General features: G+C 53.4%; 10 protein-coding genes and 1 pseudogene. 4 read left to right on the forward strand and 7 right to left on the reverse strand.

Annotation, left to right across the window (positions count from 1 at the left end; translation table 11 throughout):
• Positions 1-294: 294 nt before the first annotated feature.
• The 4 genes from M8Q36_RS24905 to M8Q36_RS25530 form a co-directional block, all read right to left on the reverse strand.
• Positions 295-2,496 carry a peptidase domain-containing ABC transporter gene (locus M8Q36_RS24905; RefSeq protein ID WP_249882926.1) on the reverse strand — a complete coding sequence of 734 codons (2,202 nt, stop codon included), beginning with the start codon at positions 2,494-2,496 and terminating at the stop codon, positions 295-297.
• Entirely contained in the window at positions 2,496-3,749 is a 1,254-nt protein-coding gene (locus M8Q36_RS24910) for an HlyD family secretion protein (protein ID WP_249882927.1), read from the reverse strand. Before M8Q36_RS24910 ends, M8Q36_RS24905 begins: the two co-directional genes overlap by 1 nt.
• A gap of 699 nt (positions 3,750-4,448) precedes the next feature.
• Positions 4,449-4,787 (reverse strand): hypothetical protein, encoded by a 339-nt coding sequence (locus M8Q36_RS24915; protein ID WP_249882928.1) that lies wholly within the window; start codon positions 4,785-4,787, stop codon positions 4,449-4,451.
• A gap of 534 nt (positions 4,788-5,321) precedes the next feature.
• Positions 5,322-5,420 carry an HHA domain-containing protein gene (locus tag M8Q36_RS25530; RefSeq protein WP_502825503.1) on the reverse strand — a complete coding sequence of 33 codons (99 nt, stop codon included), beginning with the start codon at positions 5,418-5,420 and terminating at the stop codon, positions 5,322-5,324.
• A gap of 559 nt (positions 5,421-5,979) precedes the next feature.
• Between M8Q36_RS25530 and M8Q36_RS24920 the strand changes: the two genes are divergently transcribed.
• Genes M8Q36_RS24920 through M8Q36_RS24930 form a run of 3 tightly spaced genes read left to right on the forward strand, consistent with a single transcriptional unit; the run spans position 5,980 to position 19,734 of the window.
• Positions 5,980-7,644 (forward strand): ShlB/FhaC/HecB family hemolysin secretion/activation protein, encoded by a 1,665-nt coding sequence (locus M8Q36_RS24920; protein WP_249882929.1) that lies wholly within the window; start codon positions 5,980-5,982, stop codon positions 7,642-7,644.
• Positions 7,645-7,656: 12 nt separating this feature from the next.
• Complete coding sequence (locus tag M8Q36_RS24925; protein WP_249882930.1) at positions 7,657-19,491, forward strand: hemagglutinin repeat-containing protein; 11,835 nt, start codon at positions 7,657-7,659, stop codon at positions 19,489-19,491.
• Between the two features lie 12 nt (positions 19,492-19,503).
• Complete coding sequence (locus M8Q36_RS24930) at positions 19,504-19,734, forward strand: hypothetical protein (RefSeq protein WP_249882931.1); 231 nt, start codon at positions 19,504-19,506, stop codon at positions 19,732-19,734.
• A 123-nt stretch (positions 19,735-19,857) separates the two neighbouring features.
• Here M8Q36_RS24930 and M8Q36_RS24935 read toward each other — a convergent pair.
• Together M8Q36_RS24935 and M8Q36_RS24940 are read right to left on the reverse strand one after the other, a co-directional pair.
• Positions 19,858-20,000 (reverse strand): annotated as a pseudogene (locus tag M8Q36_RS24935) (ArsB/NhaD family transporter); the annotation flags it as partial.
• Between the two features lie 62 nt (positions 20,001-20,062).
• Complete coding sequence (locus M8Q36_RS24940) at positions 20,063-22,024, reverse strand: methyl-accepting chemotaxis protein (protein WP_502825499.1); 1,962 nt, start codon at positions 22,022-22,024, stop codon at positions 20,063-20,065.
• 974 nt (positions 22,025-22,998) lie between these two features.
• Between M8Q36_RS24940 and M8Q36_RS24945 the strand changes: the two genes are divergently transcribed.
• Positions 22,999-23,298 (forward strand): deoxyguanosinetriphosphate triphosphohydrolase family protein, encoded by a 300-nt coding sequence (locus M8Q36_RS24945; protein WP_249882933.1) that lies wholly within the window; start codon positions 22,999-23,001, stop codon positions 23,296-23,298.
• 28 nt (positions 23,299-23,326) lie between these two features.
• On the opposite strand, the gene M8Q36_RS24950 is transcribed toward M8Q36_RS24945, so the two are convergent.
• A complete protein-coding gene (locus tag M8Q36_RS24950) occupies positions 23,327-24,319 on the reverse strand; it encodes a tyrosine-type recombinase/integrase (protein ID WP_249882934.1) in 993 nt (330 codons plus the stop codon).
• Positions 24,320-24,408: the final 89 nt, after the last annotated feature.

Consider the following 24,408-nt stretch of genomic DNA (forward strand, 5'->3'; position numbering starts at 1 on the left):
GGTTGGTGCCAGATCCATAAATTAAGCAAATTTTCATTTCAGGAAAATGTTTTAGCTACAAAAAGTGGTAATAAAATATCAGTAACATCCAAGTTTCCTCATGGAGAAATAAGCAGCATTTTTCCTCTTCTTTTGAACGAGGTGATAATGGCTATTACCAGAATAGAGCTAGGAAACTTGGTTTCTCGGCAGGGTTATCACAAGCCCTTGCGTTCTCCCCCTTGAGATGCCAATGCTATGTGCATCAGACAGACGTTTCTCCCTACAAATATCCCCACATTTCTGATCATATTATCACGAATAAGGTGGGGTATTTTTCAGCAGTGAAGGTGATAGCACATTACGGCCAACTTCCCGCGTAAGCTGGCTGATTTTCCCCTCACTCATAAACAGAATGCGATCGGCCGAGGCCAGCGTTTCCTGACGGTGGGCGATCAGAAGAACGGTGATACCTAAGGCCCGGAGTGTCTGGCCTATAATAATTTCACTTTCTACATCCAGGTGGCTGGTAGCTTCATCAAGGAGTAAAAAACCTGGTTTTTTGTACAACGCACGTGCCAGTAAGATCCTTTGTTTCTGACCACCAGAAAGGGTACCCCCTGTTTCTCCAATTAAGGTCTGGAACCCCATCGGCATCGCCATTATGTCATCAAAAATAAGTGCCATTTTTGCGCACCAGGCCATCTGTTCCTGATCCCGTACTTCATTGAAGAAAATGATATTATCGGCAATTGACCCCCTGAAGAGTTGATCCTCCTGGAGAACGGTGCCGATTCGCTGACGGATCTGAAAATAGTTGGGGTGGGTATGAGGTACCCCAAAAGTACGGATCACCCCATTTGCAGGGGTGTGGATCCCCAAAATTAGTTTTACCAGTGTCGATTTCCCACAACCGGATTTTCCTGTGATGGCCACTATTTCGCCGGGATTGACTGTAAGGGATATGTCGCTAAGGACTTTCTCACATGAACCTTTATATAAAAAAGAAATATTCTCGAGAGTCAGAGGTGATTCGATCTCTCCAGGAGAGAGTTCCCGGGTAACGGGAGAATAGTCCCGGTGGATCTCATCGGTCGGAAGGGGGTGATAAAGTTGTTCTTCTGTTCGACTCAGCACAATATCTGCCAGACGAGTGTTATATATATCCAGCATACGCCATGAAAAATACGTATCCGTCAGGTTGCTGATGCTACCAGAGAAGCGTCCCTGATAGGCCAGATAAGCGACTAGCATCCCCACGGTAAAGGTACCGTCCAGTACTGCCCCCGCGCCTTTCCAGAGAATAATCGAGGTAACTACACTCCCCGTCAGGGTGTGCACAACGTTATACCACATCATCAGGCGACTCTGACGTAACTGGGTATTTCTGCGAACAACATTGAGGTTTAGCCAGGCTGCCTCCCGATGTGACATGACGCCGTTGATCCTGAGGCTCAGAATACCACCCAGAGTTTCGAGAAAATGTCCGGATTCACGTGCTTCGGCATCCCACGCATCCTCAGCCGACTGCTTCAGTGACGGGTACCATAGGGCTCTCAGTAGTCCGTAGGTAATGGCTGCCAGAACCGCAATCAGTGTCATCTCCGGACTATACAACATCATCATCGTAAGCGAAGTGATCACCAGTAATACATCCATGACCCCCTCCAGTACCTGGGTGGTCAGGGCGTGTTGGATGCTGTCCACCGCACTGAAACGAGCACTTATACTACCCCGGCTGCGTGCGTCAAACCAGGCCAGAGGAAGCCGTACCAGATGGTGAAAGACCCTGGCAGTCCACTGCATATTGAAGTTTACCGACAGAGTGATAGTAGCCCACTGTCTGGCCAGAGAGAGCAGTACCTGCGTCATGGTCAACAATAATAATGCGGAGACAACAAGCGTCAGGAGGTTCCTGTCGGAGGTAACCAGTACCTCATCGATCACCAATTGATTAAGAAGAGGTGAGCCTAACGCCAGAATTTCCAGTGCCAGCGCGAAAATAAAAATGCGCAACATTGCAGGTATCAAACCGGGGGTTTTACCTGTCAGCTGGCGCAGATGAATTTTTTGCCGTTCATCCCTTGGCGTAAAATCAACGGTGGGAGTTAATTCCAGTGCCACACCGGTGAAGTGTTTCCCCGCATCCTGCAGCGATATGGTGACCTTTCCTCTTTCAGGATCGTGAAGGGTGAGTTGATTTCTGTGGATTTTATGAAGCACCACAAAATGGTTCATATTCCAGTGAAGAATGCAGGGCAGGGCAAGTGATTTTAGATCTGACAGCTCGAGCCTGACTGCCCGGGAGGATAAACGGAGACCAGAAGCGCATTCCGTCAGTCTCTGCAGAGTCATTCCCTGCGTGCTGACCGTAAATCGTTCCCTCAGTGTCGGTAAATCTGTGTTATGTCCATGCCAGCTGGCAATCATTGCCAGGCAGGCCAGACCACATTCTGCAGACTCGGCCTGGCGTATCACAGGCAGACGTTTCCTGCCGTTCCAGTTCAGCGATTCCATCACAGTTTTCCTTTTACACTCCAGAGTGGTTCCGTGAGCCACTCCCACAGATAACGGGTATCAAGGCTTACATCTCCTTCAAGAGTCATACCTGGGCGAAGAGGCTCCTGCCTACCATAGGCTTGAATGAAAGTCTGCTCCGGCTCAACAATCACACGGTAATGCCCTTCATTTTCTTTCCAGGTTACCGGAGAGACGGAAAGCAGGTCTGAAGGAGTCAGGGTGGTATGGCTGATTTCCCGGATGGTGCCGTACTGTACGCCAAATTTCTGATAAGGGAACGCGCTGAAGCGCAACGCTACGCGTTGCCCCTGCTGAATGAATCCTGCATTCTGACTGGTTGCATAAAGTTCGACCTGCAGACGGGCATTATCGGGAACAATGGTCATGACCGGCTCAGATGCCCGGACCGGTTGTCCTTCTTTTACCAGAATGGCTGCAACAGTCCCGGAAACCGGGGCCGTTAGCACAAAATTCTCCTGACCCGCCAGTTCCAGCTGTTGCTGTCTGATCCCCTGAAGCTGCCTGTCGAGTTCCTGCTTCCGGCTTTCCCCAAGCGTGATAAGGTGCTGAAGCTCATCTTCTGCCGCCTCTTTAGCCGTACGGAGCTGCAGCAGTGCCAGGCGCTGTTCTTCAACATTTTCATTAGCGGCTGAAACGGCCATTTGACGCTGCTGGTACTCAATATCCGAAACGTAATGACGGGGGATGAGCTCTCGATAACGGTTCATCACCGTGACAGAAAGTTGTGCCTGATGTTCTGCCTGAGTCAGACGCTGCTGCGCACTCTGAAGCTGTGGCTTGAGAGAGGTGAGCCGTTGCTGAAGACCCTGCTGCTGCTGAGCATTATCGCGCGTCTCTAGCAGTTGCTGAGATTCAAGCATCTGATATTGTGTATTCAGAGACAGACGCAATGCAGCAAGCGTGCCGGCTCCCTGCCCATCATAATGTTCACCGCTGATATGATAAAGCGTACTACCGATGGTCACATGCTGACCTTCAGAAATCTTCATGCTTGTTACATATCCCGAATACTGGGGTATAACCTTTATAAGTCCCAAGGACGGCATGACAATACCAGACAGGTGGGCTTTACGCGTATAAAGACTGCAACTGAGGAAAATAATGATGAGCCCCAGTAAACAGAGTGTCAGCAGGGCACTTAATGTTGTTCCGGAAGATGCAGGAATAATGATTTCCCCCAGAGCAGTGTCGTTCTGGTGCTCTACCGCTTCCCTTCTGAATAAAGTCATTTTTATTTTTAGATAACGATGTTAAGGACAATGACAAAAGCATTCACTGGCGAATGCAGTCGCACAGAGGGTTTTAAACCTCCGGGCTTAAACCTTGTATATGAAAGTATTAAGGGCACGATGTATAACGCAGATAAACCCTGCAGGCCTGAATACAACGTATGCATACCATTGAGAATAACAAACAACAGGACTACATGGGGCTCAAAAAAAATTTTTAAGAGACTATACTCCCACTCGCCGTTACTCCTCCTTGAGAACATTTCGCATCCTTAATATTAGTTATCGTTTTTCTGGACTTTTCTGGAAATTATATTTCCGAAATGCACCAGAAAATTTATTATTATTTACCATTGTTATTGGAGATTTCGGTTATATCCAGAGAGTCGCATATAGAAGCGAACACCCCATCTGGTTACAGCTATCAATACTATTATCATAATCGTGAATTTAGCAATCAACTCACCCCGTGAAACCCCATCCATATCAAGTACTTTTGCGTATTTTAATAACGTAAAAGCCATAAGGAATAAACCGAAATAAGTTAAAAAATAACATATTTTCTTCATGATCTTCATTTTAAGTTATAAATGAGCTTCTAAGAAAAATCCCACCAGGACAGCATTATCTAAGCCATTGATAATGGGAAGTTAAAAAGATTAGATAAACTTAGTGGGATGGTACAATGTTAATTATTCATCACCAATGACATTGGCCAGCGAAGTTATTCGAATGATTGTTATTATCATTGCCGCCTTTGCTGCTAAAACTATCTTTGGTACATTGTCCAGCAATCATCCCACCGACAATCCCTAAAGCCATTCCCGTCGGCCCGCCAAGAGCTCCAGCAACTAAACCACCGAATATTCCAGCACCACAAGAATCCACTCCACTATAAATATCTTTGCCGGAGGAATGGCTTGATCCTGCTCTACTGCTACTTCCTCCCCGGGAGCTTCCACGCTCATAGTTACTATTAGCGTTGCCGCCACTTACCATGGCAATTTCATCAAAACTCAGTTCTCTGATATTTAACATAAATTCCCTCTATGTGTTTAGTATGTCTCGCACAAAGTGCTATTGGTTTATCACACAAGGAAATCGACAATAAAATTGAAGAATTGTAAATATGTGTAAATTTTAAGGTTTATGCACAATTTTACCTAATCTTAATCTGTTCATTAACATTTCCACAACCAAAAAATCATAATGAGATTAATGAAGCCATAACATGGCTCTTTTAATAAAAAACAGCTGAAAGGGTTTAGAGAAATAACATGTATTCCTTATGAATAAGGCTACGAATAGCAAATAAATTCAGGTGATAACTACTATGCTATATTCGGTATTTCTTGGTGTCTTGATTAATTGTCGGATAGGCTACATTATAGGTGCAACTTCCGCTCATTAATAAAAAACAACATTTCCGCACCCGCTCCGTCCGGGTTGTCCAAACCGGATAACGTTTGTTACCTCCTGTATTATCTCTGTTACCGGTTTCGATTGTGTGAGAAGGCGGATTCAAAATTATGCGCTTGCCATCCCGTTGATCTCAAAAGCAGTGGTGACAGCTCAGACATTTTTCCATGCACTGGAGGCAATTTTATCCCAGGGACATTTATGCTTCAGTTCTGCGCGGCGGTGATCAGAGGCACTCATCATGGCCTCCAGATCATTTCCTGGTTAGCGTATCGTGCAGCCTTTCAAAGATTTTTCCCAGCGTCTCTTCTGAAGAACACCGCCTGAATTTCATCTAATACCGGCGCCGTAGATGCTTCGCCGCTTTTTGTTGTGTGCCCATCGTTCACCTTGTTAATCCTGATGATATAATTATTGCCTTATACCTTTAGGTAAGAAGATACAGACAGTTAATTACTTTTATGACTTTAAGTAACAAGACAGTTTGTATCGGTCCATTACAATGAGGGGCATTATAACACTTTGGTTGCGGCAATCTGTTCCCATCCCGACGCAAAAAAAACGTTGCAGGCTGTGGCAAGGCAGCCGTAACGTGAAACATTTCTGTCATATTTATTATTAATCTCTTTAAGCATCGTTACCCCACCGAATATATCCGCAACTAAAATAAAATTATTTATTCATTCTGTCCGTTTTATTGCGCGGTGATTGTCTTTGCAGCTTTTTAATAGGAATATACAGGAAATACCTGTTCTAATAATACCTAACCAAAACTGAATTTTTGGGGTGACGTATATTCTCTTTCTCATGGATGGTCAGCGTGCGTTATCTGGCATGGTCTTTATTATTTGCAGCGGTAGCACTACAGGCTGCGCCATTATCACCGGCGGATCGTGATGCAGTCCGTCAGCAGCAGGAACAGCTGCTGCGCCAGAACCAGCAGCAGCGCGATGAGCTGGAACGTGCCACACCGCTGCCGCGCGCAGGCCGCGCCCCGTCTGATACGCAGGCCGGCGGCCCCTGTTTTGATATTCACACCATCACCCTTTCCGGCGTGACGCTCATCAGTGAAAAAGCGCAGCAGAAGCTGCTCGCGCCCTGGCAGAACCAGTGCCTGAATATGGCGAAAATAACCGGGCTCACCGCCGCCATTTCCGACTGGTATATCAGCCGGGGCTATATTACCAGCCGCGCGTTTCTTACCGAGCAGGATTTATCCCACGGCGAATTACGCATTGTGGTGCTGGAGGGGAAATTACGTCATATCCACCTGGAAGGTGAATCCCCGCGCATGCTGAAAATGGTATTTCCGGGGCTGGAGGGGAAAGTTCTCAACCTGCGGGATATAGAGCAGGGCATGGAGCAGATTAACCGCCTGCGCAGTCAGCCGGTGCAGATTGAAATCGTGCCGGACAGCGAACCCGGTTATTCCACCGTTAATTTAACCGCCACGCCGGAATTTCCGTTAAGTGCCTCCGTGTCGCTGGATAACAGCGGGCAGAAAAGCACCGGTGAAAATCAGCTGAACGGTTCACTGACCGGCAACAATTTACTGGGGCTGGCGGATAAATGGTTTGTCAGCGGCGGACGCAGCAGCGATTTCGCCACCGGGTACGACGCGCAGAGTTTTCAGGCCGGGGTCAGTATTTCCTACGGCTACAGCCTGCTGGATTACAGCTACGCCTGGAGCAATTACCGTACCACTATCCTCAATCAGGGGTTTCCGTGGGTTTCCACCGGCGATACGAAAACCCACCGCCTGAACCTATCCCGCGTTATTTTTCGCAACGGCGACATCAAAACCGCACTCAGCGCCGGCATCACGCAGCGCGCATCGCGCAACTGGCTTAACGACGCCCCGCTGGTGAGCAGCACGCGCAATCTTTCCAGCCTGCAGCTTGGCATCAGCCACACGCAGAAACTGCTGGGCGGCGTGGCGACCTTCAACCCGACCTACAGCCACGGCATGCCGTGGTTTAACGCCGAAACTGATGAAGGTAAAACCGGCGATGTGCCGCGCGCGCAGTTCCGCAAGGGGAGCCTCAGCGCCAGTTTTCAGCGCCCGCTCACCAGCGACCTGCTGTGGCTGACCAGCCTGTACGGGCAGTGGTCGCCGGACCGGCTTTACGGCAGCGAGCGCCTGACGCTTGGCGGTGAAAGCTCGGTGCGTGGTTTCAAAGAGCAGTACATCTCCGGCGACAACGGCGGTTACTGGCGCAACGAAGTGAATTACACCCTGTTCACGCTGCCGGTGCTCGGGCAGATAAGCGCCACCGCGGCGCTGGATGGCGGCTGGCTGGAGAAAGACCGGCTTGACCGGTATGCCGCCGGCACGCTCTGGGGCGCCGCGGCAGGACTGGGCAGCGCCGGGCGCTGGTTCGCAAGCCAGGTCTCTGTCGGCACACCGCTGCGTTACCCGGACTGGCTCGGCCCGGACCACCTGACATTTAACTGGCGTGTGGCTGTCACTTTTTAAAGGAAGACAAGGATGAATACCGATAAACCGGTTCGTTTCTCGCAGCGCGCACTCAGCTGGCTGATTATCGGCCTGCTGGTCTGGCAGCCCGTGGCACCTTCCTTCGCGGCGGCCATCACGCCGACCGGCCCGGCCAGCATGGACAAAGCCGGCAACGGCGTGCCGGTGGTGAACATTGCCACGCCGAACGGCGCGGGCATCTCGCACAACCAGTTTAACGAATACAACGTCGGCCAGCAGGGGCTCATCCTCAACAACGCCACCGGACAGCTGAACCAGACCCAACTCGGCGGGCTTATCCAGAACAACCCGAACCTGAAGGCCGGGCAGGAAGCGAAGGGCATTATCAACGAAGTGACCGGCGGCAGCCGCTCACAGCTGCAGGGCTACACCGAAGTGGCGGGGAAAGCCGCCAATGTGATGGTCGCCAACCCGTACGGCATCACCTGTAACGGCTGCGGTTTTATCAACACGCCGAATGCGACACTGACCACCGGCAAACCGCAGTTTGACGCGGCGGGCAACCTCTCGGCACTCGAGGTGACAAAAGGCACCATCACCGTCGAAGGCCAGGGGCTGAATGCCAGCGGCAGCGACGCGCTGTCACTGATTTCCCGTGCCACCGAAGTCAACGCTGCTATACATGCGAAGGATTTAACGGTCACCACCGGGGCGAACCGGGTGGATGCCAGCGGTAAGGCGACCGCTATCAACGGCGAGGGCGCGGCACCGGTGGTGGCGGTGGATACCGGCGCACTCGGCGGCATGTATGCCAACCGTATTCACCTGGTCTCCACGGAAAAAGGCGTGGGGGTGAACCTCGGTAATCTGGCGGCGCGCCAGGGTGATATCACGCTTGATGCGAACGGGAAAATGACCGTCCGGGAGAGCGTTGCCAGCGGGTCGCTGACGGCGAAGGGCGACGGCGTGACGCTCACCGGCAGCCATAAAGCGGGTGGTGATATCGCGGTTAACAGCACGCAGGATATGGCGCTGAACACCGCCACGCTGGCGGCGGACGGCAAACTGACGCTGGCTGCGACGGGGAATACCGCGCTTACCGCCAGCAAAATCGCTGCCGGGCAGACGGCGCTCAGCGCAAAACAGATTAACGGTGATGCAGCCAGCCAGCTCAGTGCGGCGGGTAACGTCACCCTGGATGCGCAGGGTATCAGCTGGCAGGGTGAACTGACCGCCGGCGGCAACAGCCGGATAACGGCGCATAAGCTGGATAATGCCGGCACGATAACGGCGAAAGGGCAGCTGACGGCCACCGCAGGCAACCTGAACAACAGCGGCACCCTGCAGGGGCAGGTGCTGGAGATTAACAGCCAGACGGCGCACAACAGCGGCACACTGATGGCGGCGGGGGATACCCGCATTACCGCCGGACAACTGGATAACCAGGGCACCATCGCCGCGAAAAATCAGCTCACCGCCTCGGCGTCCACGCTGAACAACAGCGGAACACTGCAGGGCCAGTCGCTGGGTGTGACCGGCGATGCGCTGCACAACAGCGGCTCGCTGCTATCCGAAGACGATACACGGCTTACGGTCACCCGACTGGATAACCAGGGGACGGTAGCGGCAAAAGGCCAGCTTACGGCCACCACCTCCACACTGAATAACGGCGGCACACTGCAGGGGCAGACGCTTGCGGTCTCCGGCGATGGGGTACAGAACAACGGTACCCTGGCCGCAGACGATTCCCTGAACGTGAAGGCCGGCGCGCTGACTACCGGCAATGGCTCCACTGTTACCGCGAAAGGCGATGTGACGCTGACTGCGCAGACCACCGCTGATATCGGCGGGCAGGTGAATGCCGGTAAGGCCCTGAGCGTGAAAGCAACTGACCTGCAGACCCGCCAGCAGGCACAGCTGCAGAGCGGCAGTGACCTGGCCCTGACGGCCGCTGACAGCGCCACGCTGAACGGCACTCAGGCAGCGAAAGGCACGCTCAGCGTGACGGCAAAATCCGTCAGTCACGGCGGGAAATCGAATGCGTCAGCCATCACCCTGACCGCCCCCGGTGCGCTGAACAACAGCGGTACGCTGGTCGCGGATACGCTCAGCCTCGGCAGCACACATATCACCAGCAGCGGGCTGCTGCAGGGCACACAGGCTCTGAACCTGCAGACGGACTGGCTGGAAAACCTTACCGGCGGCACGCTGTACTCCGCAAAAGACCTGACGCTTGCCATCCCGCAGCTGAACAACAGCGGGTTAATCACCACCGATGGTGACCTGCGTCTTGTCGGCAGTACGCTGGTGAACACAGGAGAAATCAACGGCGTTAATCTGTTCAGCGATTATCACAGTCTGATCAGCAACGGCCGCCTGCTTGCAGACGGGCAGTTAAGCCTGGCCGCAGACAGCATCAGTAACAATGGTCTGGTAGCAGCAAACGTCACCAGTGTGCGAGCAGATACCCTCGATAACACGGGAACAATACAGGGCAGTGATGCCCTGACGTTACAGACGCAGAAAACCACCAACAGCGGGACGCTGGCGGGCGGAAGCTCGCTCGATCTGAGCGGACTGGCGTTAATCAACAGCGGCCTGATTGCCGCGAAAAACCTGACGCTGAACAGCGCTGACATCACCAGCAGCGGCACGCTGCAGGGCACGGCGCTGCTGACCGCTTCCGGTACCACGCTGACTAACCAGCAGGGCGGCCTGCTGCTCAGTAACGGCGCAGTGTCGCTGAAAAATGACCGGCTGAACAACGCCGGGCAGATACAGGGCGACACGCTGAACCTCGCGACCGGGCAGTGGATGAACACCGGTACGGCACTCGGGCAGAACGGTCTGACCGCCACGGTCAGCGGCACGCTGGATAACCAGGGCCAGGTGGTCAGCCGGCAGGGGATGACGCTGACGGCAGATAACAGCACGAACAGCGGCGCGCTGATGGCGAAAGTGCTCGCCCTGCACGGCGATTTGCACAGCAGCGGTCTGATTCAGGGGACGGACGGGCTGACGTGGGATGGCAATACGCTGACCACTACCGCGGACGGTCAACTGGTCAGCGGCGGCAGTCTGGCACTGCAGGGCAACACCCTGGACAACGCGGGCCGGATGCAGGGGAAAACCCTGACCGCAACGGCGGACAGCCTGCATAACAGCGGCACGGTGCAGGCGCAGGATGCGCTGAACGTGCAGGTTACCGGCACACTCGCTAACCAGGGGCAGATGCTGAGCCAGGGGCAGGCGGATATCCGTGCGGCACAGCTGAACAACGACGGCACGCTGGCGGCAAACGACCTCGCCGTGACGGCACCAGTGATAACCAGCAACGGCATTCTGCAGGGCAATCACAGCCTGACCTTCGCCACGCAGAGCCTGTTTAATGGCCGCAACGGCCAGCTGGCAAGCGGCGGACTGCTTGCGTTAAACCTCGGTACGCTGGAGAACCAGGGGCTGCTGTATGTGCAGGATGCCCTGACGCTTCATGCCGGCAAACTGGTGAACAGCGGCAGCCTGGAAGCGGACGCGCTGGATATCACCTCTGACAGCACACTGGACAACAGCGGCACGCTGCTGGCGCACCATGCGGCTTTGCTTCGCGCGGATGCGCTCGGCAACAGCGGACAGATTGCCGGCAACGCCGTTTCCCTGACCGGCAACACGCTGACCAACAGTGGCCTGATTCAGGGCGCGCAGCAGGCGCAGGCGCACGCAGGCAGTATCATCAACACCGCCTCCGGTAACTGGCTTTCCGGTGGTGCGCTGACGTTTGACGGCGGCAGCCTGCGTAACGCCGGCACGCTGCAGGGCGAGACGGTTTCGCTCACCGGCACCACGCTCGACAACAGCAACATCATCAACGGGCTGCACGGTTTGAGCGGTGTCTACAGCGGCGCACTCACCAGTGACGGACAGATGGTCAGCGGCGGTGTAACAGACCTGCGGGCAGACGCCATTACCAGCGCCGGGCGCATTACCGGCGACACGCTGACACTTACAGCCACCACACTCACCAGCAACGGGCTGTTGCAGGGGACGAACGGCCTGCGTGCGGATGCTGCCACGCTGGTCACCGGGGCGAACTCGCGCACGCTGAGCGGCGGCGATTTTACGCTGAACGCCGGGCAACTGAATACCGGAGGCACCCTGCAGGGCGGGCGGGTCAGTGTGACGGCGGATGACTGGACGCTCGGCGGTTCGCTGCTGAGCCAGGGCAGTCTGAACGCGGATGTGGCGGGCACGCTGGCACTGCCGGGCGCGCTTACCAGCCAGGGAGCGATGACGCTGCGTGCGCAGACGCTGAACAACGACGGACAGCTGCTCAGCGCCGGGGACATCATCCTGCGCGGACAACAACTTACCAACAACGGCAGCGTGCAGGGCAAAACGCTGTCGGCACATGAAGGCCGTATCACTAACAACGGCACGCTGACCGGCCTCGACAGTCTGGCGCTGGATAACAGCCAGGCCACGGCGACCCTGATGGCGCGGATGGCGATGGCTGCCCCGCAACTGGAGCTGATTAACGCCGGTTCGCTGCTGACGCAGGGCACGCTGGATATCACCGCCGGGAGTGTGAACAACACCGGCACCTGGCAGGGCAATAACATTCTGCTGGCGGCGCAGTCGCTGGATAACCGCGGTGCCATTCAGAGCGCCGGGGCGCTGACCCTGCAACTGGCGGGCAATCTGACGTCCGCGGCAGGCAGCAAAATCACCGCCATGGGCACGGCGGCACTGCAGGCGCTGGCGCTGACGAACAGCGGCCAGTGGGCGGCGAAAAACCTGACTCTCAGTGCCGGTTCGCTAAGCAACGGCGGTGTTATCAGCGGCAGCGACGGGCTGACCGCGACGCTCACGGGTACGTTCACCCAGCAGGCGGGCGGGCAGCTTGCCGGCAACGGGGCGCTGAACCTGACGGCACAGCGTGTCGATAACGCCGGTAACATCCAGGGCGGCGGCGTGACCGTCAGCGCAGACACGCTCACCAACAATGCCGGTGCGCAGCTGGTCAGCGGGCAGGGGCTGACGCTCACCACGCCGCAGTTGCTCAACTACGGGCTGATTCAGGGCGCGGGTGACACCCGGATTACTGCCGCCACGCAGGCGCGCAACGAGGGGAAACTGCTCTCCGGCGGGATGCTGACGCTGACTGCCCCGCAGTACAGCGGCGCAGGCTGGCTGCAGGCGACGGACCTGATTCTGAATGCGGCGAACAATGCCGCCACCGGTACGCTACTGGCTGACCGGATGACACTCACCGGCGACACCTTCACGAACCAGGGCACCACCCAGGCGAATGACCTGACGCTGAATTACCGCCAGCTTACCAACAACGGCACGCTGCTGGGCAGCCGCCAGCTGACGGTGAACGCCGCGCAGGTGAACCAGTCCGCCGCCGGCAGGCTCTTCAGCGGCGGAGACCTGTTTGTGGGGGCGACCGGGCTCAACGCGCTGGGGCAAATCGTGGCGCTCGGCAACCTGACGCTGCAGCTGGTCGATGCGTTTACCGGTAAAACTGCGCTGGCGGCGGGGAAAACCCTGAGTATCACCAGTAACGGGGCGATAGATAACCAGAGCGTGATGCAGGGCCAGGCGGTGAACCTGAGTGCGGGCGGGCAACTGACCAACAACGGGCAAATCACCACCGGCAGCGGCGCGAGTACGTTAAGCGGCAGCGCCATTGTGCTCAACGGCAACAGTTCGCTGCAGGGCGGCGGCGATGTGACGCTGGCGAGCCGGGGCAACATCACGGCGAACGGCTTTGCCGGCACACTCGGCAGCCTGACGCTCAGTGCGCCGGGCAGTATTGTGAACACCGCGCTGCTGTACGCGGCGAATAACCTGGCGCTGTACGCCGGCAGCATCACCAACCAGCGCGGCGATATGCTGGCGGGCAACAACCTGAGGCTGCAGCGCGACGCGGCGGGCAACGCCAACACCGAGGTGGTGAACACCTCCGGCAATATTGAGACCCGCAACGGTGATATCACCATTAATACCGGGCACCTGCTGAATCAGCGGGATGGGTTGAGTGTTAGTGAAATTACCGTTCCCGGAGCCTTCGATCCAGCGAGTGTACCGACCACTGTTAATGTTACGGTGAGAGATAATCCTCACTTTATGATTTACAAAGAGACATGGGAGGATGCGAATCATCCGAACGATTCCCCCGGCTTTTACAATATTCGTTATGTCTATTTGCCATATCAGGAATATTTAACGCTTAACCGTACGACGGGGTCGCGTGAAATACAGGTTAATAGCACAGGTGGAGCGGCACGCGTCTCATCAGGCAGAGATTTAACAGTAAATGCGACAACGCTGGATAATCTGGCGAGCTCTGTATTAGCTAACAGAAATATTGAGTTGAGCGGCAGCAAACTGAATAACCAGAGCTATACCGGCGGTGTTTATACCGATCAGCTTGTTTATGAATATAATCTGGCTGGTAATGTACAACTCATTACAAAAACAACATCCAATCCATATAATTATAAGGAAGCAGATGACTTTATTGTTCCGGTCAAAAGTGGAACAACGACGCAATATTATCGATTTAGCTCGAATTCATGGATGGAAAACTACGGGGTCAACGAAGCTGGCAGCGACCTTAATGTAGCGATTAAAGATGCCCCTGAAAATTTAATCATCCTGGATGATAAACATAATGGCTCTGATCTTGATTACACGCCACGCTATGTTGTAAATGCCTTTTCAGCGACATATACATTAAAAGGTAAAGAGTCGAATTTTACTCCCGGAAATATATACCGCTCTGTTATCCAGGCCAGTGGTAACGTCAGCGCAAACTTCAGCAGCAATATCAGCAATACAAATACGACCGCGAATGCCGGTGGTGTCGCGGGAACCCTCACCGCGCCATCCCTGAATACTCTGAGTAATCAGAATATCAACGGCGGTATCGCGAAACAAAATCTGGTAGGTCCGGTCACCATAAACTCACCGCAGTGGCAGGATCAACTGCAAAATGCCCTGCAGCAGATTAACGGTGGCAGCGCGCTGGATAACGCCAGCGCAAATGGTGCCGCGCTGGCAAACATTGGTAGCCAGCAGAAAAGCAGCGCCAGCCTAGGCATCGCGGACAGCCTGGCAGGCGCAGGAGTAACAAATGCGGTACTGAAAAATACCAACACCACTCCACAGCAGGGCAAATCCGTCGATACCAGCGCCTACCCACTGCCGTCCGGCAACAGCGGCTACTTTGTGGTGTCGGCTAATCCGAAAAGCCCGTACCTCATCACCGTTAACCCGAAACTCGACGGGCTTGGCCAGTTAGATCCGGCGCTGTTTGGCGATCTGAACAAACTGCTCGGCGTGACGCCATCTGCCGCCCCGCGTGAAACCAGCAGCACCTATACCAATGAGAAGCAGTTCCTCGGCTCTGCCTACATGCTGGATCGCATCAAACTTAACCCGGACCATGACTATCGCTTCCTCGGCGATGCGGCGTTTGACACGCGCTATGTCAGTAACGTTGTGCTGAACCAGACCGGTAACCGTTACCTGAACGGTATCGGTTCCGATCTGGATCAGATGCGTTACCTGATGGATAACGCCGCTAGCGCACAGCAGTCGCTGGGGCTGCAGTTTGGCGTGGCGCTCAATGCCGATCAAATCGCCGCGCTCGACCACAGCATCCTGTGGTGGGAAAGCGCCACCATCAATGGCGAAACGGTGATGATCCCGAAAGTCTACCTGTCGCCGAAAGATGTCACGGTCAATAACGGCAGCGTGATTGCCGGGAACAATGTCAGCCTCGAAGGGGGCAATGTCACCAACACCGGCGGTACGCTGCTGGCGCGAAACAACCTCAGCGTGGAGAGCGACGGGGTCATCACCAACAGCAACGATGCGCTGATGAAAGCGGGTGGCAACGTCAGTCTCAGCGCCATCGGCAATATCAGTAACCTCAGCTCCACCATCAGCGGCAAAACCGTGGCGCTGGAGAGTCTCGACGGCAGCATTAATAACGTCACGCTGGCCGATCAGTTTGCCCTGACGGCTAAAGATAAGAACGGTGCGGTTAATCTTAAAAACACCACGCTTGGCAGTATTGCCAGCATCACCGCCACCGATGGCATGTCGCTGGCAGCGGGTAAAGATATCACCCTGACCGGCGCCACGCTGAAGGCGGGCGGCGATCTGCTGATGGATGCCGGTGGTAACGTTGCTGTTAACGCCATTCGTGACACTGATGCATTAAACCAGTCTGGCTTCGAAGGTCGCACCGATATCAGTCGTAGCAAAGTGACGTATCAGGGTAGCGGTATCACTGCCGGGGGCAACCTTGGCATGCAGGCGGGCAACGACCTGACGATCAGCGCCAGCGATGTCAGTGCCGGGAAAAACGCGAAGCTGTCAGCGGGCAACGATCTGAACCTCGACGCGCAGCAGACCAGCAATAACACCCGCAACGGCAAAAGCGAAAACCACAGCACTGGCCTCAATCGCACCACTGTCAGTGCAGGCAATAACCTGATACTCACCGCAGGCCAGGACATCAACTCGCAGGCCGCCGGGCTGGCGGCTGAACAGCAGGTCGGCATGCAGGCGGGGCGCGACGTCAATCTGCTGGCGGAAGCCACCACCCAGGGCGACAGCTACAAAGCCAGCAAGAAAACGGTGATCAATGAGCAGGTGCGCCAGCAGGGCACCGAGATCGCCAGCGGCACTAACACGGTGATCCTCGCCGGACGCGATATGAACGCCGAAGCGGCACAGGTCAATGCAAAAGGCGATATCGGCGTGCAGGCCGGACGCGACGTCAATCTGACGACCGCCACCGAAAGCGATTACCACTACAAAGAAGAGACCAAAACCAAAAGCGGTTTCCTCAGTAAAACCAAAACGCACACCATCTCCGAACAGAGCGCCAACCGTGAATCTGGCACGCTGCTGAGCGGCGATAACGTGACGGTGAAATCCGGCAATGACCTGCTGGTGAAAGGTTCATCCGTGGTGGGTGACGGCGATGTGGCGCTCAGTGCGGCGCATAACGTAGATATCACCGCCGCCACCAACACCGACTCGAACTGGCAGTTTAAAGAGAAGAAAAAGAGCGGCCTGATGAGCTCCGGTGGGATCGGTTTCACCATCGGTTCCAGCAAAACCAAACAGGATCTGAAAGAGAAAGGCACCACCCAGAGCCAGAGCATGAGCACCGTGGGCAGTAACGGCGGCGATGTGATGGTCAGCGCTGGTAATCAACTGCATGTCGGCGGCTCAGACCTTATTGCCAAAAACGATCTCGCCCTGAGCGGCGACAGCGTGGTTATCGATCCCGGTCATGACAAACGCACCACCGATCAGAAATTCGAGCAGAAAAGCAGTGGGCTGACGGTGGCGCTGTCAGGTGCAGTTGGCTCCGCGATTAACGGCGCCGTTCAGACCGCGCAGGAGGCGAAAGGTGAAAGTGATGGTCGCCTGGTCGCTCTGCAGGCGACTAAAGCCGCCCTTTCCGGTGTACAGGCAGCACAGGGTGTGGCGGTGGCGCAGGCAACCGGCGATCCGAATAACGGCTTTGGTGTCAGTATTTCGCTGACCTCACAGAAGTCGAAATCTGAACAGCATGCTGAAAGCGATACAGTGACTGGCAGCACGCTCAATGCCGGGAATAATCTGGCTATCACTGCTAAAGGCAAAGGGAAGGGTGAAAACAGCGGCGACATTGTTATCGGCGGCAGTCAGCTTAAGGCCGGGGGCAATACCACACTTGCCGCAGCGAACGATATTGTGCTCAGCGGTGCGGCTAATACCCAGCAAACCACCGGAAAAAACAGCAGCAGCGGCGGTGGCGTGGGCGTCAGCATTGGCGGAGGGACTAACGGCTTCGGCATTAGCGTCTTCGCGAATGTGAATGCCTCAAAGGGCAATGATAAGGGCAATGGTACGGCCTGGACGGAAACAACCCTCGACAGCGGCGGTACCGTTTCCATGACCAGTGGACGTGACGCCATCCTGAATGGCGCGCAGGTCAGCGGCGATAAAATTGTCGCGGATATTGGTCGTGATCTGTGGATGAGCAGCCAGCAGGACAGCAACGATTACAAATCTACGCAGACCAGTGTGGCGGCTGGCGGCAGCTTTACCTTCGGTAGCATGACCGGTTCGGGTTACATCAGCGCCAGCCAGGACAAAATGAAAAGCACTTATGATTCGGTGCAGGAACAGACCGGATTGTTTGCAGGGAAAGGAGGCTATGACGTCACGGTCGGCCATCACACCCAACTGGACGGGGCGGTCATTGCGTCCGCCGCGGCGGCCGATAAAAACAGCCTTGATACAGGGACGCTGGGCTTCAGCGATCTTCATAACGAAGCTGATTATAAAGTCAGCCACAGTGGCGTAAGCCTGAGTGGCGGTGGCACATTTGGCGATCAGTTCAAAGGAAATATGCCTGGCGGCATGATTTCTGCGGCAAGCCACAGCGGCCATGCGGAGGGTACCACGCAGGCAGCAGTGGCTAATGGAACAATTACTGTACGTGATCAGGCGAATCAGAAACAGGATATCAGCGGACTCAGCCGCGATACGGAACATGCTAACGACAGCATCACCCCCATCTTTGACAAGGAGAAAGAGCAAAATCGTCTCAAAGCCGTGGGGCTGATTAGCGATATTGGCAGCCAGGCCGCAGACATTGCACGGACGCAGGGTGAACTGAGCGCAATAGAAACCGCGAAAAAGCGGATGGGTAACATCAAGCCTGAAGAGCAGGCTGCAGCCCGTGAGCAATGGGCAAAAGAGAATCCCGGCAAAACGCCGAAACCTGAAGATATCAGTAACCAGCTTTACCAGAATTACTATAACGAGGCATTTGCGGCGACAGGAATGGGCACTGGCGGGAATATCCAGCGGGGTATTCAGGCGGCTACTGCAGCGCTGCAGGGACTGGCTGGCGGTAATGTTGCCGGGGCACTCGCCGGAGCATCCGCGCCAGAACTGGCGCATATGCTGAAATTCACTGAAGCTGATCCGGCCGTTAATGCCATTGCTCATGCGATTCTGGGCGGTGCGGTGGCCGCTCTTCAGGGAAACAATGCCGCTGCAGGTGCTGCTGGTGCGGGGGTGGGTGAAATTATTGCGCACCAGTTGTATCCGGATACACCACGAGAAAAACTGACAGAAGAGCAAAAACAGACTATCAGCTCACTGGCATCGATCTCGGCGGGACTTGCCGGAGGACTGGCTGGTAACAGCTCGTTGTCAGCTGCGACAGGGGCGCAGGCCGGTAAAAATGCGGTAGAGAACAACGCGGTAGGCTGTTCAATGGCTACCTGCCTGAATAATAATTCCTTAGATTTATCGCGCCCTACGTTTGGTGGTGGGATGGCGGGGGCAGGTGCAGGTGCCGCCTTAGGAGAAATAATATCTGATGCGCTAAAAGATGATGACAGTCCGAAACCAAATGTTGGTAAAGATCTGTCAAATGGCGACAAAGTTGAAGCTGGAGGCTCAGGCTCAGGAACACCGGGAGGTTGGGGACCGGAGGACGAGGAAAATGGTCGAAATAAAGCAGGTTCAGATCGGCCTTCAAAACAAAATTTATCTGAAGCTGCTTCTTCTCCAAACAGAAATGGGTTAACTGATGCTGGACGATCATTGCAAAAACATGGGGGAAGAGAAGGGTCTGCATACTCCTATTCAAGTCAGAAAGCATCCGTTCTCAATCAGGAAGCGCAGAGTATAGTTAACGAGATTCTGGATAATCCAGGAACAAAAATTGAAAGCAAAATTGTCTTTGAAAACAAGCAGCCTATAGAAGTCATTGATGCTAAAGCACCGGATGGAAGGATTTTACGGTTTAGTTCCGATGGTTCTAGATTTATAGGATTCCGGGAACCACCGACAAAATAGAGAGGGTCAGAAATGTTAGAATATAGCGTAGGTAGTTCGTTGGACAGAGATGATCTTTATGCTGAATTGTTATTCAATCGAGTTCAGTGGGGAGAAATTTCATTAACTGAAGATAAAAAATCTTTAAATATAATCATTTATCCTAATGGTAATAGCATTTTTGAGTTTAAATATGATGAATTCTTGCTCTTGCTTGATAAAGCGAAAAAACATCTTCTTAGTCTTGAACCTTTAAGTGAATGATAAAATTCTGAGGTTCATATACCATAATGAATATCTCCTGAACGAAGGTGTTGCCAGTATAAAAATAACGATTCGCAGAAGAGTCGATTATCTTTGCCATATAGGAAGTCAGTTCCTGACGTGGCCTTTGTCTGCCAGCAGATTCAGCAAACCGGACAGGTGCTCCGCGAGTCCCTGGTTACCCTGCCGTAGACCACCAGGTACGTGCCCAGCGAGAAAATTATAATCAGCCTGGGCGCACCGCGTGACACTTTCCCGGTGTTAATTTTTCGCTAACTATATGAATCGATTAGATAAGCCCTGCTGATTTATCAGCAGAGCTTGACCTTCAGTGATGGTCGTGTCGGGTGGAGAGCTTCTGCAACACTGTCAGTTGCGCAACTGCTTCTTGCATGGCATCCATACCTGCGGTCAGGGCATGCAGGCTGCTTAGATGTGTGGCGATACTTTCCCGCTCATCATTGGTTTTACTGCTCATGGTCGCAATCGTATCAGCTGCGGAAATTGAGTGCTGTGCCATGTTGCTGGCCGTTTCCACGGTATTGTTCGCCACGTTGCGGATGCGAGAAATCGTGGTGACCGCCTGATTAATGTTTGCGGCGGTGGCATCCGCCTGTTCTTTTGAGGAACGTGCCAACCGCCGCACCTCGCTTGCAACAACGGCAAAACCACGCCCGGCATCGCCAGCCCGCGCTGCTTCTACAGCGGCATTGAGCGCCAGCAAGTTAGTCTGGAATGCAATGTTACTGATACCACTGGTAATTTCATTAATACCTGCAGATATTTTCTCCAGATCGTCCAGCCCTTCAACTAAACGGTTCTGTGCCTGCTGGCTTTGGATAGCGATATCGCTGATAGAGCGAATACTGTTTTCCGCCATCCCCAGGGTTTCATTCTGCGTCTGGGTCGCCGCTTCGAGCATCGGTAATGCCGTCATTAGCGGCCCCAGTTTCTGTTGATAAGCAACCACGCGAGAAATTACCCCACTCTGGAAATCATTCAGTGCTTCCCAGCGACGAAGCGCACGCTGGGCATAGTGCCCCGCATAGCTGGCATATTCCACCGGGAAATTCGTCATTGCTTTCACATCATGGTTGAAAAAAACCAATGCGGATAACGTCTGGTTAATTGGCACCCCAAGAATTTCCCCAAAGCTGGAAAATCCTGCAGCAGGCAAGCCTTTAAAAAAGTGTGCGTTATGCAGATGGGACTCACTGCCCAGACGACGCAGAATACAGTCGTTCATCAGGACGGCCACAGGTTTACCAAGCCCCGTAATGAAATGATTCCAGTCCTGTTGTGTAGCCTGTTTAAAATCAGTTTCTTCGAGCAAATGCAGGCGATCACCAAATTCAAGGTCGCAAAAAAAGTGCACACCGTTACTGTCAATGGTCGCGACAGAGCGAATGAAGTACTCATCTCCTACTTTCACGCCGAAGGTGAGCCCTTTAAGTTTTTCGGTTAATTGTTGCTCATTACAGCGTAAATGTTCCGCCAGCGCGCTCGTAAAATGAACCTGCTGACCCTGTTCGTTAAATACGGATGTGACGGTACGGGCGACCGGATCCGCCTGAGCAATCAGCCAGCTTTTATTGCACGGTTTAAAATTCTGGCTTTTGAAAGGAGCGAATGATTTCCCTCTCGACATGGTGCAAAAGACAATCACTGCTTTTCCCTGCATTACCTCACCGCCCACGCTTATCCATGTACCATCGAAAGCGAGTTTTCCTCCTGCCGAACCGCCAATAGCAAGACAGGGGAAACGACCGCAGTTATACCAGGCCTGCATCAAAAAGCCTTCTGATGCAGAAAGCCCGTCACAGTAAACCATAGCGAACGTTTTCTCTGAGGAGAGCGGTATACGCACCTGCAACCTTTCGAGCTCCAGCTGAATCGCTTTGATTCGATCCGGAGCGGTATGCATATCTTTCACATGTAAATCAACGATATGTACTTCGTGCTGTGCAACCAGTGAGTCGGGCAGGAACAGCCAGCTGCCCTGTTGCCCCGCGCCGTCACAATAAGTCGTTTCGCGGCCGCTGCTACTCAACGCGCCACTGGAAGAAAGGGTGATTACGGTTAAGTCGGGAGAGGATAATTGCTGCCATGCCCGGCTGACGTTTGGATAATCGGCATTAGGCGGAACAAATGTCATCAGGATCCCACGGGATTTATTACTTAAGCCTGCCGCCGATAACGTTCTGGGCATATTTCGGCAATCATAAATGCCATTCGCTGGCTGGGAACGACTCCGGCGCAATGCTGCGGCTAACAAGCTTTTTATCGACATAGATGACATATCCTCACCATTTTTGAAAAACTAAATTTTTTACAGAATCTAAAGTTAGGACGAATTTATGAGGCTATATATTCTGCTTTCATGACATACTTCAAACGAAGCGTCAGATACAATTTAGAAAATTGCTTTGATTACTTATTTCTTATCGCCTTGGCGGGCTAAATGTTTAATTATTTTTATCGGCAGATAGGCGCGACAATTATTAAAATAGTCAAAATAATCAATATATAATGACGCATAGCAGACTATCGATATATCATCCAGTAAAAAATATATACCAATTATGTGATACGTCTCAAAATATGGGGCGTAACTATCCATGGAATCAAGCTTATATATTTCCAGACCTGACTGTTTCTTAGTTTTACCTTAAGATAACTGTTTACTTTGAACACTCGGCCCCGAAATCCTGCGCCATTCAGAAATAGAATTTAGCGTTTCATATCAACAAAACGGACCTTGCAGATCTCAAATCAACCCCATCCAATATAATGAAAGTGTGTGAAAAGCAGCTCAACAGTAAAAAGCAGATAAAACAGAGAAAGAAATACACAGACTGCTAAGAAAGCTTGGCGAAGCAGGCGCTCTTGTACTCCTCGGACGTGGGGAAAATGCTAATGACAGGCCGCCACCGGACGGGATAGAAGCTAGTTAAAAAACAATACCTTCCTTGTAAAAGGCTCTCACACTCCAAAGCGAGGATTATTCCGGGAAGTTAAATTTATCTCTTGCCCTGCGGAGCTTATCTTCCCCGCGCCGTCACACTTCTGCGTGGTGGTAATGTACATAGACCTGTTTTAGTTCCATGCACTTTTGAGATTTCCGGGCTTTTGATCCCTTCCGAATGTGGATGCCAAGTCAGATAAGAGATCCGGATGTCTCACCAGGTACGAACAGTTATAGTAACGCGCAGGTTCTGTCTCGCGAACAGAATAGAGAAAAATCAAACAAATGAGGTATCGGGAATGACCGCAGCGAAATGGCAATTTAATGATCCGCCAAATTTAGCCGTAATTGTGAACAAGGCAATTATCCTTAAAGGTGATTGGATTGCCTACGTTTCACATGATCTTGATGATGGAGGCTGGCAATTTCATACGGATCAGCCTGAACCAGTTACGCAGGATGATGCTATATTGGTCAGCTTGAAGAATATCGTTGACCTTGATCCCTCTATTGTAGATCTTGCTGGATTGCCGCCTGGATGGCATGCCTGGCGTGACAGCAAGGAAAGCAAATGGCAGATTTCAGCGCAAAATTTTTGATACCCACAAGCCCTTAGGGTTGAATTTTTCAATCAAAATCAATTTTATCCCTGGCCTTGCGCAGTTTATCTTCACCGCGCCGGTCATACTTCTGCGTGGTGGTGACGCTGGCATGTCCCATTGCATCCTTGACCGTAATTAAGTCCTCACCATTATCGAGCAGCGCCGTTGCGAAGGTTCTTCTGAGATCATGGGGCGCGCACTTGTCGAGATCGGCCTCTTGCTGACGCACCTGCAGGATATGGTACACCGCCTGGTCGGTCAGGCGTTCTTCTGTCAGAAAGTCATGCCGGCGGATACGGGTGAACAGAGGCCCGGGATGCTCGCCACGAATCTGATCGGTCCACAACATCAGTCGTTGCCAGGCTCCGGCCGGGACATAGGCCAGCCTTTCCTTGTTACCTTTGCCAAGCACTTTTAATGCGCGCTCACCGGGGAGAATATCTTCATAGCTCAGCGCCACCGCCTCTGATCGGCGCAGGCCGCAGCCAAGGATCACCGCCAGAAGTGCCGCATCCCTGACGCCTTTGCTGCTGCGGTCGGCTTCACACATAGCGAACAATCTTCGTATCTCCTCACGTGACAATGCCCGACCGCGCGGCAGCGTGCTACCTCGGACGGAACGTACAGCACGGATGTGCTGATAATCATCAACATACATCAGTTTCAGCATCCAGGCTTCCATCGCCACGCCGCGCAGTGCCGAAAGGTAGGTGTTGACCGTGGCTACTGCCAGTCCCGTATCTCGCAGTAACTCTATCAGTGCAAGTACATGATGACGGCGCAGTTCTGCCCAGTTGCAGTCAGTCAGATCGCTGGCACCGAGAATGCGCGCCACGATATTGAGGAAGGAGGTCATGGTTTGCCGGCTGCGGACGGAATTCAGCGATAGCAGGTACGCCTGCGCGGGATTAACTTTCGTGACAGTGTCACTATAAAGAGCAGGCGATTTGGCTTCGCCGGGCACATTCACCGGATGCCGGGCAGGCTGATTGCTTTCGGTATCAGTTAATGTGGGCATTGTGAACCTGCATCGTTTTTGTCATAACCGGGCAGCAAGACCGGGCGAAACACACCGGCGTGCTGTGCAAAATCTGTGGCCGAATGGTC

This window comes from Kosakonia sp. R1.Fl, from assembly GCF_023516815.1.
In the GTDB taxonomy this organism is placed as follows: Bacteria; Pseudomonadota; Gammaproteobacteria; order Enterobacterales; family Enterobacteriaceae; genus Kosakonia.

Excerpts from the sequence above, each read along its gene's own strand:
- M8Q36_RS24930 (WP_249882931.1), top strand. The coding sequence starts at position 19,504 with ATGTTAGAATATAGCGTAGGTAGTTCGTTGGACAGAGATGATCTTTAT.
- M8Q36_RS24920 (WP_249882929.1), top strand. The coding sequence starts at position 5,980 with ATGGTCAGCGTGCGTTATCTGGCATGGTCTTTATTATTTGCAGCGGTA.
- M8Q36_RS24905 (WP_249882926.1), bottom strand. The coding sequence starts at position 2,496 with ATGGAATCGCTGAACTGGAACGGCAGGAAACGTCTGCCTGTGATACGC.
- M8Q36_RS24925 (WP_249882930.1), top strand. The coding sequence starts at position 7,657 with ATGAATACCGATAAACCGGTTCGTTTCTCGCAGCGCGCACTCAGCTGG.
- M8Q36_RS24910 (WP_249882927.1), bottom strand. The coding sequence starts at position 3,749 with ATGACTTTATTCAGAAGGGAAGCGGTAGAGCACCAGAACGACACTGCT.
- M8Q36_RS24940 (WP_502825499.1), bottom strand. The coding sequence starts at position 22,024 with ATGTCGATAAAAAGCTTGTTAGCCGCAGCATTGCGCCGGAGTCGTTCC.
- M8Q36_RS24915 (WP_249882928.1), bottom strand. The coding sequence starts at position 4,787 with ATGTTAAATATCAGAGAACTGAGTTTTGATGAAATTGCCATGGTAAGT.
- M8Q36_RS24945 (WP_249882933.1), top strand. The coding sequence starts at position 22,999 with ATGACCGCAGCGAAATGGCAATTTAATGATCCGCCAAATTTAGCCGTA.
- M8Q36_RS24950 (WP_249882934.1), bottom strand. The coding sequence starts at position 24,319 with ATGCCCACATTAACTGATACCGAAAGCAATCAGCCTGCCCGGCATCCG.